Source organism: Mycoplasma sp. 3341, assembly GCF_051549855.1.
Classification (GTDB): domain Bacteria; phylum Bacillota_I; class Bacilli_A; order Mycoplasmatales; family Metamycoplasmataceae; genus Metamycoplasma.
Window position 1 is genome coordinate 450842 of record NZ_CP196080.1, and the last position, 12061, is coordinate 462902.

13 protein-coding genes and 7 tRNA genes are annotated in these 12061 nt (G+C 31.6%); 5 read left to right on the top strand and 15 right to left on the bottom strand.

Going from position 1 to position 12061, the window contains the following annotated elements; translation table 4 throughout:
- Positions 1 to 20: 20 nt before the first annotated feature.
- The 4 genes from pepF to ACSH40_RS02105 all read right to left on the bottom strand — a co-directional run bounded on the left by pepF (position 21) and on the right by ACSH40_RS02105 (position 3234).
- Entirely contained in the window at positions 21 to 1847 is a 1827-nt protein-coding gene (pepF, locus tag ACSH40_RS02090; protein ID WP_438341349.1) for an oligoendopeptidase F, read from the bottom strand.
- Complete coding sequence (locus tag ACSH40_RS02095; RefSeq protein WP_438341350.1) at positions 1847 to 2371, bottom strand: adenine phosphoribosyltransferase; 525 nt, start codon at positions 2369 to 2371, stop codon at positions 1847 to 1849. The genes pepF and ACSH40_RS02095 overlap by 1 nt, the downstream gene beginning before the upstream one ends.
- 69 nt (positions 2372 to 2440) lie before the next feature.
- Positions 2441 to 2923, bottom strand: a complete 483-nt coding sequence (locus tag ACSH40_RS02100) for a hypothetical protein (RefSeq protein ID WP_438341351.1) — start codon at positions 2921 to 2923, stop codon at positions 2441 to 2443.
- A gap of 234 nt (positions 2924 to 3157) precedes the next feature.
- A tRNA-Arg gene (locus tag ACSH40_RS02105) sits at positions 3158 to 3234 on the bottom strand.
- 120 nt (positions 3235 to 3354) lie between these two features.
- Here ACSH40_RS02105 and plsY point away from each other — a divergent pair.
- Positions 3355 to 4026, top strand: coding sequence for a glycerol-3-phosphate 1-O-acyltransferase PlsY (plsY, locus tag ACSH40_RS02110; RefSeq protein WP_438341352.1), 672 nt, complete (start codon positions 3355 to 3357; stop codon positions 4024 to 4026).
- Between the two features lie 100 nt (positions 4027 to 4126).
- Here the strand turns inward: plsY and ACSH40_RS02115 are convergent, their stop codons facing one another.
- Positions 4127 to 5917 (bottom strand): APC family permease, encoded by a 1791-nt coding sequence (locus ACSH40_RS02115; RefSeq protein ID WP_438341353.1) that lies wholly within the window; start codon positions 5915 to 5917, stop codon positions 4127 to 4129.
- A gap of 160 nt (positions 5918 to 6077) precedes the next feature.
- On the bottom strand, positions 6078 to 7298 hold the full coding sequence (arcA, locus tag ACSH40_RS02120) for an arginine deiminase (RefSeq protein ID WP_438341354.1): 1221 nt from the start codon (positions 7296 to 7298) through the stop codon (positions 6078 to 6080).
- A gap of 402 nt (positions 7299 to 7700) precedes the next feature.
- On the opposite strand from arcA, the gene ACSH40_RS02125 reads away from it, so the two are divergent.
- From ACSH40_RS02125 to rpmE, 3 genes are all read left to right on the top strand, one after another.
- Positions 7701 to 7979, top strand: a complete 279-nt coding sequence (locus ACSH40_RS02125; RefSeq protein ID WP_438341355.1) for a hypothetical protein — start codon at positions 7701 to 7703, stop codon at positions 7977 to 7979.
- Between the two features lie 72 nt (positions 7980 to 8051).
- Positions 8052 to 8690, top strand: coding sequence for a thermonuclease family protein (locus ACSH40_RS02130; protein WP_438341356.1), 639 nt, complete (start codon positions 8052 to 8054; stop codon positions 8688 to 8690).
- Between the two features lie 68 nt (positions 8691 to 8758).
- A complete protein-coding gene (rpmE, locus tag ACSH40_RS02135) occupies positions 8759 to 8968 on the top strand; it encodes a 50S ribosomal protein L31 (RefSeq protein WP_438341357.1) in 210 nt (69 codons plus the stop codon).
- A gap of 43 nt (positions 8969 to 9011) precedes the next feature.
- Here the strand turns inward: rpmE and ACSH40_RS02140 are convergent, their stop codons facing one another.
- The 9 genes from ACSH40_RS02140 to ACSH40_RS02180 form a co-directional block, all read right to left on the bottom strand.
- Positions 9012 to 9230, bottom strand: coding sequence for a TM2 domain-containing protein (locus ACSH40_RS02140; RefSeq protein WP_438341358.1), 219 nt, complete (start codon positions 9228 to 9230; stop codon positions 9012 to 9014).
- Between the two features lies 1 nt (position 9231).
- A complete protein-coding gene (locus ACSH40_RS02145) occupies positions 9232 to 9702 on the bottom strand; it encodes a hypothetical protein (protein ID WP_438341359.1) in 471 nt (156 codons plus the stop codon).
- Between the two features lie 135 nt (positions 9703 to 9837).
- Positions 9838 to 10695, bottom strand: a complete 858-nt coding sequence (locus ACSH40_RS02150) for a DNA adenine methylase (RefSeq protein WP_438341360.1) — start codon at positions 10693 to 10695, stop codon at positions 9838 to 9840.
- Positions 10696 to 10788: 93 nt separating this feature from the next.
- A tRNA-Leu gene (locus tag ACSH40_RS02155) sits at positions 10789 to 10873 on the bottom strand.
- Between the two features lie 3 nt (positions 10874 to 10876).
- Positions 10877 to 10952: transfer RNA gene (locus tag ACSH40_RS02160), tRNA-Thr, on the bottom strand.
- Positions 10953 to 11005: 53 nt separating this feature from the next.
- Positions 11006 to 11419, bottom strand: coding sequence for a GNAT family N-acetyltransferase (locus ACSH40_RS02165; protein WP_438341361.1), 414 nt, complete (start codon positions 11417 to 11419; stop codon positions 11006 to 11008).
- A gap of 96 nt (positions 11420 to 11515) precedes the next feature.
- Positions 11516 to 11591 (bottom strand) — tRNA-Val (locus ACSH40_RS02170).
- 9 nt (positions 11592 to 11600) lie between these two features.
- A tRNA-Glu gene (locus ACSH40_RS02175) sits at positions 11601 to 11676 on the bottom strand.
- A 3-nt stretch (positions 11677 to 11679) separates the two neighbouring features.
- Positions 11680 to 11754, bottom strand: a tRNA-Asn gene (locus ACSH40_RS02180).
- A 192-nt stretch (positions 11755 to 11946) separates the two neighbouring features.
- On the opposite strand from ACSH40_RS02180, the gene ACSH40_RS02185 reads away from it, so the two are divergent.
- Positions 11947 to 12037, top strand: a tRNA-Ser gene (locus ACSH40_RS02185).
- Positions 12038 to 12061 lie beyond the last annotated feature (24 nt).

The following is a 12061-nucleotide window of genomic DNA, read 5'->3' on the forward strand; positions in this document are numbered from 1 at the left end:
GCAAAAGCAGCTTTTATGTGTTATTTTTTGAAAATTTTGTTACCCAACTTAATGTAAGTATTAATTTTTTGTTCTACATTTTCAAATGCCATTTTATAAACTTCGTCTGAATAAATGTCGACTCCGGCATCTTTTAAAATTTGTGCAGGTCAATCTCTATCTCCGGCTGAAAGAAACTTGTCAATGTATTCGTTCAGTGCTTTTTCGCCTTCTTTTTTGTACTTGTTGTAGAAAACATTAGCTACAATGTAGCCTAAAGCATATTTGTAAACATAGAAATTGTAGTAAAAGTGTGGCACAGTAACTGAATAAATATTTATATGATCGCCAGGTTTTGATTTTTTATCACTCATTGCATACTTGTTAGCAATATCAATGTAGATTGATTCTAAGTCCTTGTATGAAGCAATAGGTTGTTTTTGATCCATTGCTTGATAAAGATTGTACTCATAATTAGATCATTGAGTTTGACGAATAACAGTTCCGACAAAATCATTAATGCTTTCACCTAATAAATAAAACTTTTCCTTGTCGCTTTTAGCTTTAGAAATTAAGTAATCGTTTAGCATTAATTCATTAAAAATGGATGCTATTTCTGCTAAAAAGATTGGGTATTGACTTCTTTTAATGTCCTGTGTAATGTCTGAAAAGTATGAGTGCATTGAGTGACCCATTTCGTGGCATAGTGTCCCCACTGAATCTAGTGAACCATTAAAATTCATCAAAATGTATTTTTTGTCTAGACCGTATGAAGCACCAATTGAATAAGCACCACTACGTTTGTTTGGCACATTAACAAAATCAACTCAGTTTTCTTGCATTGCTTTTGTTGCAACTTGTGCATAACGAGTAGGCATCACCGACATCAAGTCAACAAAAATTTGCTTTGCTTCTTCAACAGAATATTCATTTTTAATATCCACTAAATCTAAAGCACTATCTCAAACTTTACGTTCTTTTTTATATTTAATTTTGAAGAATTCTTTATTGGCTTTATTGAAACGCTTAAACATTGCCATATTATTAGCAACATTGTTATAGATAATTTCTAAAAGTTTTGGGTCGATATTGTCATCCGAAAGCAAAGCTTCAATTGATGAGTTGTATTTTCTTAGTTTTGCACTAGTTGAGTATTCTTTAAAGTGTTGAATTAGCAAGTTAGCAAAACTTTCTTTGTGTTTATAGAAACCTGCTAAGTAATTTTGATAAGCTGTTTTACGGGTTTGCTCATCTTTTGACTTTGCTAGTTTAATTCTAGTTCCGCGAGTAATTTTTTGTTTGTAACCTTTTGAAGAAATAGCATAACCGAAATCAACTTCACTTGATTCTAAGATGCTAAAAACAGCATGCACTGAAGGGTGACCACTATTTGCCTCTGTTAAGTAATTTTCAACTTCATCACTTAACTTGTGATCTAGTGCACTTAAGGCTTCTTCAAAGTCTTTTTTAACTGCTGCAAAATCTTTATCATTTACTCATTTTTCAATTTTTGCTCTGTGTTGTTTTACTCTGTTTAATTCAGAACCTAATCTTGCTTCACAATCATCATCTTTATTTGAAAAATCAGCAATCAATTTATTAATTTCAGGATCAACAACGTTGATGTTTCTTTTATTTGATAAATAGTTTCCGATTTTAAAATCTACTTCAAGCTTTTTGTCATAAATTTTTAAATAATCTAAATAAGCTTGTTTAGAGCTGTATTTGGAGTCTTTAAGTTCAATAATTTTTTCGTATAAATCAAAATACTCTTTTTGTAATTTTTCTAGTGTTGTCCCTTTAAGAATATCTTCTAAATCTCACTTGTAATCTTTAGGAACTCCATTGTATGAATTGTATTTTTTCATTATTCTCCTTTGTTAATTTTGATTAGTGATTCAACTGGAACTTTTAGTCTATTTCTTGCATCAAATCCATCTAATTCCATCAAAACAACTACTCTTAAAACTTCCACTTTTTCTCTTTCTAGAAGTTTAATGATTGCTTCTAATGTTCCTCCAGTTGCCAAAACGTCATCTATAATTACTGCTTTTTGTCCTGGTTTAGTGATTCTATCTTGAATTTCTAAAACATTGCGCCCATACTCAAGCCCGTAGTCACAAGACAACACAGGACCAGGTAATTTACCTTTTTTACGCACCATAATAAACGGTTTTTTTGTTTTAGCTGCTACTGGTGTCCCAAATAAAAAACCGCGTGCATCAGGTCCAACGATAATATCGGCATCATTGGTAAATTTAGCTATTTCATCAATTGTGTAATGTAAAGCTTCTCCATTAGCTAACAAGTATGAAATATCTTTAAAAACAATTCCTTTTTCAGGAAAATCGTACACTGTACGAATCAAATCTTTTAGTTCTTTCTTATCCATAATACTAAAATTATACCTTTTGGCTTACTTTACTTGACAAAGCAATAAAAAATACTGCTAAGCAGTATTCTAAAAATCTCCTTTTATTCTTGAATCATCATTTTGATTATTAACATTATCAAATGAATCTAAATCAGTTTTGCTTATTGAATTATTATGCAAAACAGCAATAACTCTGTTGGATCTTGCTCAAAAAATTCAAACCAATATTAAATTTGCAAAACCAGGTAAAAAGACTGACAAAATGAGTCAAATTTTGTGTTTTTGTAGACTCTTATGTTTTGCTACAAGCACTTCAGTAGCTGATATTTTGATTTTGGTGTTGTATTCATTTTCATATTTTCAATACATCAAATAACCTAATCCTAAAACCAATAAATTTAGCAAAATCCCGCAAATAATCATTGCATTTCTAGCAACAATAAATGTTTTGTCTCATGTACCCATGTAAATACCAACATAAATAAACATACTAAAGAATCACGAGAAAAAATACAAAAATGCTGCTGTTTGTAGATAACTAATCAATTTGTTGGGACTAAAATAATTCATTATTTGCTCCTTATTGAAGTTTAAAGTGAATATACTTCTTTTTTTCACAAATATTGTAATTCGAAAACAAAGTTGTTTCTAGTATTTTTTTTACTTAATTTGGTATTGTTTTTAGTCGTTTTTAGTTTTAAAAAAGCAGCAGCCAAACCCGGCTGCTTTTAAACGAAAAAATGAGAATTATTTGATTTTAAAAACTGTTATATAAATTAAATTTGAAAAAAAGAATAAAAAAAATGGCGATCGCGGCGGGACTCGAACCCACGACCACATGCTTAGAAGGCACGTACTCTATCCAGCTGAGCTACGCGACCACTTTTTTTTCGTAGTCAAGTGCTTTTGGCTACATTTGTAATTTTACTATTTTTAACTGAAAAAGTACAAAAAATATTTTGTTTTTTGTTTGCCATTTTTAAACCTTATATAATAGAGTAATGCCATATTGATGAATTAACATTTTTATTTTTATTGCAGGATATTTTATTGGTTCAATAAATCTGTCAATTATCATGTCTAAAAAACTTAAAAAAGAAGATATCAGATCACAAGGTTCAAATAATGCGGGTTCAACAAATGCTTTAAGAGTCTACGGCAAGAAATTTGCTTTAGTTGTCTTTTGCTTTGATGTTTTAAAAGCGATGTTACCTTGTTTTTTCGTTGTTATTTTGCAAAGATGAGTAATCAGAGACTTAAGCATCAGTATTTCATTGATTCCATTGATTGCTGGTCTAGGTGCCTTGGTTGGACATGTGTGACCTATTTACTTTAAATTTAAAGGTGGTAAGGGAGCTGCTTGTTTCTTAGGAATGGTTATTGCAACCAACATCATCTTACTATTCATTGGTATTGTTTTATTTTTAAGTGTTGTATTAATAACAAAATATGTTTCACTTGGTTCAATAGTTGTTCCATTCATACTAGTTTTATTTGCATTTATTCCTTGAATTGCTTCTGGACCTCTTGGTGTTTGCTCAATTAATAAAGATTGGTTTTATATTCCAGGTATTGTCTTACTTGTTGCTGACTTGATAGTTATTTTTATGCATCGCACCAATATTAAAAGATTGGTAAATAAAACAGAAAATAAGTTAAGACTTAAAAAATAGTTTTAAAGCTTAGTCAAAAAGACTAAGCTTTTTATATAGCAAAAGCAAGAATAAAAAACAAGATAAGCACTTGGCTTATCCTGTGTTCAATATATGCTAATTAACGTGCAGTTTCAAAAGTTTGAATTCTTAGATTGTTGAAGCTGATTAATTTTTCTAATTTTTCTTTTAGAACTGGATCAGAAGTTTTAGCAAGTCTTTTTTCGTATTTTTTAGCTCTCTTGTAAACTACTGCTTTTTCAATAGGAACAAGTCCGAACATAATTAATACAAATGAAGGAAGAAGAATTGCTGTTACGATGTTTCCGATTCATTCATAGTGTAAATTCTCTAATAATTTTCATTGAGCTTTAACAAAAGCAGCATCAGTCATGTCTTTTGTTTTTTCTACTGTTGTAATTAGTCCTACTTTAGGGTCAAAGTAGTTTTCGATTTGTTTTTCAGTTAAAGCGATTGATACATATGGATTAATTGCATAAGTAACTAATGCTAAAGCAACTAATACAATACCAACTCAACCTGCTCAAACTGTGTGTTTTCCTTTTTCAACTTTAATAAAGTTCAATTTACGGTTTCTGATTGTTCCAAAAATAGCAACAATAATGAATGCGAATGAGATAACAGCCATTCAGTTAGCCATTAAGTCAGAGAAGTTCATATTTGAGTTGAAGTTTCTTGAACCATATAAACCGTCATATCCACCTGGGAAGTAAGCAAGTGATCCAACAACATTAAAGATTAGAGTAACAGGAATTGTTAGAATGATTGCATAGATAGTTCCGACGATTGGAGTTTTTGCTTTTTGCATTTTTGCATGAACTTTAAGTGGAACTCACAACTCACCTTCGTTTATTAAGTCTTCAATGAAACGAGTACATCACATTGTGAATCCGTTAATGATTCCTAAGATTCCGATTGCAATAGCAAAGTTAATTAATCCAAATAATCAACTTGCTTTAATTGATTTTAGTTGATCCGAGAATCCATAGAATCCTCCACTAGCAGCACCAATTGTCATTGTAACAGCAAGAATCAAGTAAATAATAGTTACAGTTACTAGTCCAATAACTAGAGCAAGTGGTGTTTTCTTAGGTTCAGCCATTTCTGATTGAACTCCGGCTGTTACATAAAATCCATCATATGCAAAGAAGATAGCAGCCATACTTGTGAAGATACCAAAGATTGGTGATAGTTTTGCTAGGCTTGTTGATTGTGGATTTCATCATTTAATTTGTGTCATTTGTTGACCGACAGTGACTGTGCTTCCATCACTGACTTGTTCAGATAGTTTTTGACCAGCAAATACTAATCCGATAATGGTTACTGCGATAAGTGGGAAGAATTTAATAGCAGTAACAACTAAGTTTTGAATGTTTCCTGCTTTTGAACTTAATCCTGATGTAAATAAGAATCAGAATGAAATTCCTAAAGCAAAAAGCATCATAATAATTCAGTCATTATTTCCGAATGCTTTATTGATTAGTAAACCACCATCTGTGACAAATCCTCCAGCAGCGTCTTGCATTTGAATAATTACATATAGTGGCATAAAGTAGTAAGTGAAAGGTAAGTAAATAAAAGTCATGAAGTTTTTACATGCTTTATAGATGTAAAGACTGTTGAACGCTTTATTTCACCCAATCATACCAAGGTTATCATTACGACCTGAAGCAACTTCAACAAGTGCTATTGCCATGGCAATAACCGCAAATGCTGCTAGTCCCCAAGCTAAGATAGATCAGAAAATGTTTCCAGCAGATTCTGCAAGTACTTTATCTGCCCGTAGGAAAATTCCTGCTCCGACTGATGAACCGATAACAATTAAAATTGCTGAAAAGAAACTAATTTTCTTTTTCTTGTCAGCAGTCACAACTAATTGTTCGTCAGACATTGTTTATCCTTTCGTATGTTGTGTAATAAGTTTTTCTTATTACTGTTTTGTTGTTTGTTTATAAAAATTAAGAAAAAGAATGAATTTAAATGGGTTTAAGTTGTTTTTTTATAAACGCTAATAATTTTATGAATGTTCACAAATATAAATTTATTAATTATTATTTAAGGTCTTTTCTTGATAAAGGCATTGACATGCAACGAGCATTTCCCATTCCAAGTGATAATTGATTTCCGTGGAATGGAATAACTTTAATTCCAGCAGCTTCTAAAGCTTTGTTTGTTTTTTCGTTACGTGAGTAACCAATTACAACTCCTGGAGCTAAAGCTAAGTAGTTTGTTCCGTCGAAGTGTGTTTCTCTTTCAATTTCCATTAAAGTTGCACCTTTTCCTGCAATAGGAATTAGAACTGGTTTTTCACCGATAATTGATTCTAATAAGTCTGATAGAGATGCTCCGCTTTCTTTACGTTTTGGTTCATCTTCTGTTAAATCAAATTCTCAGAATTTTAGAACATCTAACATGATTGGTGAGTATAAGAATTTGTTTCTATCTAACATTGTCAATCATGTGTCTAGGTGCATTAAGTTTGTTCATTTAGGAACATTAACCCCAACAATACGTGTGAATTTTGCTTCTGGGTTAGCTTTAATATTTTTAGCTAATAATTCAATTGTATCTAGGTCTGTTCTTTCTGAAACTCCAATAACTAGTGTTTTTTCGTTGTATACGAATACATCTCCACCTTCGATTGAAAGTTTTAGACTTGGTTCGTAATAAATAGGAGTATTAACTAGTTTTGGGTGGTTTTTGAAAACGAATAATGAGAACAGTGTTTCTCTTTGACGCACTTTGTAACGCATGAAGTGAATTGTAACTCCATTACCTACTGATGCAAATGGGTCACGTGTGAAATATAAGTTTGGCATTGGATCTACAACTAATTCGTGTTTTGATTCAATGTTTAAATCATATTTTGTGATTCCTGACATCATGTATTCAACCATTTTTCTTGGTGAAAGTTTGCTGAAGAATTCTCTAATAAGAGCTTTCTTTTCTTCACTTAGAATTGGGTTTGAATCTTCTAAGAAGTCTTCGATAAATTGTTTACGAGCTTCCGGACTAGCTAGTTCGTAGGTTTCTGTTACTAAATCTAGTAGTTCAACTACATTGATTCCATGTCCTTTTAGTGATTCAACGAATGATCTATGTTCTTTTCTTGCTTCATGGCTTTCCAAGATAGCAGAGAACAATAGTTCATCTAGTCGAGCAGGGGTAATGTAATCAATTTCTCGCCCTGGTTCATGTACTAATACAGATTCAAGTTCACCAACTTCACTGTAGACGTTGATTCCCTTGAATTTTTCATTAAAAACTGACATTTATTGCCTTCCTTAAATAGTTTTTTAATAGATCTTTAAATTAATAAATTTTGTTGTTTGCATAAATAAATTTTTTTGTGTAATTCGAAATTTTATGGTAAAATTACACTGTTTTTATTTGCAAATTTATTTTTGTGATAAAAACCACTAACTCAATTTGGTGGTATAAACAACAGCTACACGCAAAAAAATATTTATACAATAATATTATAGTTTATTAACATAAATATTCAAGACCCCACACTGTGTTTTGTATACCTTCTTGTGTATTTTAATATTCAACATTTTGTTTTTTTCTTTCTTTAAATAAACTTTTCTCATTCTTTCTTAATTAATTTTTATAATTCTTATTAATGTTTAAATTTAGAAACACAAGTGCTTTGGGGATTAAGGAGTATAACAATGCAAAATGAAACAATGCTTTCAACTGCTCTAGAAGCTTTTAAAACAATGAATAAAGAAAATCTTACTTTTGAGCAAATTTATCAATACGTTCGTGAAAAATTTATTCAATTTTGAATCGAACAATTCTCACAAAACGATAATAATTTTAGTGAAGATGAAATTGATGAATTAAAAAGAGGGCAATTGTATAAATTGTTGACTATTGATGGTAAATTTTTCCGCTTAGCAGATGGAAGATGAACCATTAACCGACCAATTGAGAATACAAATCGTTAATAATCAGGGGCTTCATTCCCTGATTTTTTTCATTTTTATATTAATGGAAGAGAAAGTGAAATAATTTTGTATATGGCGACAAAAATTAAAAAATGACTTTTACCTTTAATGCTAACTAGTTTGATGATTCCAACTGTTTTACTTTCAGCCCAAAAATGTAATAATGTTGAAACAAAACACCCACAAGAAGAAACAAAATTTAGTCAACAATTTTTAAGTGAGTATTACAAAGCAAAAGTGACGGAAGTTATCGATGGTGATACTATCGTGACTGAGAATAACAATGATTTTACTAAGTGAAGATTCAGTGGAATTGACACTCCAGAAACAAGAAAACATGCACCTGACGGAAGTTGAGAACCGACTACTGGAGACCAACATTTATGGGGAACAAAAGCTAAAGAAGAATTAAAAAGACTAATAACTGAAAATAAAGACTTTGTGTGAGTGCCAAAAAATCCTAAAAAGGATAAATACTCTCGATCTTTGGGAAAAATTTATCTTAGCGAGCAACATATGCTGAACATAGACTTAGTAACAAAGGGTTTAGCAATTAAGCGTTATATTAGTTTGGAAAGAAAAAATAAATATTACACAAGTGACACAACATTTTACATGGAGCTAGAAAAAGCTGAAAACCAAGCAATCTTAAATAAAATCGGTATGTGGTCGCTTGGAACTAAAGCATACGTTATCGGCCTTCTATATTAATAAAGCAAAAAAAGTTAATTTTTTGGTAGAATTATAAAGCAATACAACATTAAAAGGAGCAACATATTATGAAAAAAGATATTCACCCACAATATCAACAAATTAAAATAACTTGCTCATCATGTGGTGCAGAACACGAATTCGGAACAACTGCAAGTAAAATCTCTTTAGATGTTTGCTCAAGTTGTCACGCCTTTTATACAGGTAACCGTACAAGTGCTAAAGCTACTGGTCAAGTTGAAAAATTCAACCGTAGATTCGGTAAAAATTCAAAATAATAATAAAAAACTCTCGTGTTGAGAGTTTTTTATTATGCCTTTTTTATCAATTAGCGATTAGTTTTCCATTTGAATCTTTTTGTGATCCTAATAAAGCTAGAACAAAATCAATAAATCATCAAATTCCGCAAAGTCCTAAAGTTAATAATTTAAAAATGCCCAACATTGTTCTTCCGGCGTAAAAACGGTCAATTCCTAGTCCACCTAAAAATCAAGATAATAAAACTAATACTAATCTACTTTTATCTGAAACTGCGTTCATTTTATTCCTCGTATTTCTTTCCTCAAAAGTATTTATAGTGGCTTTCTTTACCATCCTTAGTGATGTAGACAGCGTCCCCCTGTCTTTTACCTGTTGAGTATTTGTAACGTTCAACATCACCATTTGCATAGTATGTTGTTGCATCCCCATTTAGCATGTCGTTTTTGTAATTGCATTCTTCACGATCACCGTTAGCTTTATAAAATGTTGCTTTCCCGTGTTTTAGATTGTCAACATAAATAAATTCTTCACGATCACCATTAGCATATTGTAAATAACCAGGACCTTGTGCTAAACCATCAACATATGTGTATTCAGCAATATCACCATTTGGAACTACCATTTTGGCAGGACCATTTTTTTGTCCATTAACATATGAGTAAGTTTCGGTTGAACCACAACGAAAGTAATAAATTGCTTTCCCTGTTTTCACTCCATCCACTATTTCTACTTCTTCGCGTTGTTCGTACATAAATTTCCTTATTTAAAATATATATTTCAAATTATAACAATTTTTTAAAAATTGCATAATTTGCTTATTTTTTGGCTGTCTTTTTGATTTTTTTAAACTATTCTACTAGTGATTGTATCTTTACTTTGTGTAACATTAATTGTTTAAGTCATAATTCCAAATTAAAACTTCATTTACTTTGCCTCGCTTGGTTGCAACACTATTTATTAGTCTTTTAGCTTGGATTGCTTTAATTTTGTATTCTTTGAAAAGTTCTCTTATAAGCTCATGATCAGAATTTGACAGCAAAAATTTCACACCACGTGAGTGTAATTTATCACATTCTTCTTTTAGTTCAATTTGTTGTTGTTTAGTAAAACCTTCTTTTGTGTAATTTGTAAATGATGAAGATTTAGATATTGGCATATATGGAGGATCTAAGTACACAAAATCGCCGTTTCTTGCCACTTTAAGAACTTCTTTATAATCTCTGCAAAATATTTCAATGTGATTTTCATTCAGATAGCTAGATAATTCCAATATGGATTCTTTGTTTGCTATATTTGGATTTTTATAATATCCATACGGACTATTAAAATGACCTTGTTTATTGACTCGATACAAGCCATTAAAGCAAGTTTTGTTTAAATAAATTAGCCTTGAAGCCTTAAAGAGAAAGTCTTTTTGCCTAAAATCTGAATCTCTGTCTTGATTTCGCAAGTAATAAAAATATTCTTTTGAGTTATTTGATTGGTGTTTTTTAAGTAATTCTAGTAGCTCATAAGATTGTGTTTTTACAGTTATACAAATATTTAATAAATCTTTGTTAAGATCGTTAATTATTGCTTTATTAGGTAAAATTGCCAACAAAACTGCTGCACCACCTACAAAAGGCTCTAAATATCAATTAAATTTTGGTGGTATCAACCTGGAGATTTCATCTAATAATTGTCGCTTACCCCCAACTCATTTTAAGATTGGTCTAATTGCTTTTTTGCTATTTTCTACTTTCAAATTTGCCTCCTAGGGATCTAGTATCCTAACATAAACAAAGACAAATTTGAAACAAAAAAAGCCCCTTTGGGCTTTCTGGTCAATTTCTTGATATGGTGCGCGAGGAGGGACTTGAACCCTCACGCCGTGAAGCACTAGTGCCTAAAACTAGCGTGTCTGCCAATTTCACCACTCGCGCAAATGGTGCCACCTATAGGACTCGAACCTACGACCTACTGATTACAAGTCAGTTGCTCTACCAACTGAGCTAAGGAGGCTTTTAATTTGCTTTAATATTATAACAATTTAAAGAACAAATTTTTAAAATTTTTTATTTTTCAGCAAGACACATATCGATGTGGGGAATATCATCTTCTAAATACTCAAAACCTACTGTTACAAAGCCACATTTTTCATATAGACCTAATGCATAAACTTGCGCCGATAGTCATATTTGTAACCCTTTTTGTTGTGCTACATTCTTTACAATTTGCAACACTTCAGACAGAAACTTTCGCATCAATCCCTGGCGTCTATAACGTGGGTTAGTTATAACTCTACCTATTTTGTATTTTCCATCACTTTCAAAATATCTCAAATAACAAGCAATTTCATTTCCAATATAGTAAAAGGTATGGCTGGCAGTAGCATCAATTTCATCGATATCATGATATAAACACTGCTGTTCTATCATAAAAACATTTTGACGCAAAGCAAAGATATGCATTGCTTCCAAACCTGTCATTTCACTAAGTTTTTTAATTTTGATATCCATAATACACAAATATAATAACAAAAAAGCAAATAAAAAAAGCACTTGTGTGCTTGGTGATTTAACATATGGTGGACGATGAGGGGCTCGAACCCACGACCCTCGCCTTGTAAGGGCGATGCTCTCCCAACTGAGCTAATCGTCCGATAAAAAATGGTGACCCTAGCGGGGCTCGAACCCGCGAATGCATGGATGAAAACCATGTGTGTTAACCGCTTCACCATAGGGCCAACTGGCGCCGACAACAGGGATTGAACCTGTGACCAATTGGTTAACAGCCAACTGCTCTACCGCTGAGCTATGTCGGCAACTTTTAAATTGCTTAATAATTATACATAAAAATAAATTTCTTTTCAAAAAATATTTTTATTGTTTGTTTGGCTGTTTCGCTTGAATATTATAACAAATTTTTTAAGTTTACTCAACAATTGGATTAGTTGGTCAGCAACTAAAGACAAAACAAAATACATAAAACATGTTATAATAGATATACAAAATTTGGGTTGGTACTCAAGAGGCCGAAGAGGCGGTCCTGCTAAGACTGTAGGGGAAGCAATTCCCGCGGAGGTTCGAATCCTCTCCAGCCCGCCATTTTTTTTATAACTTTTTTGACCT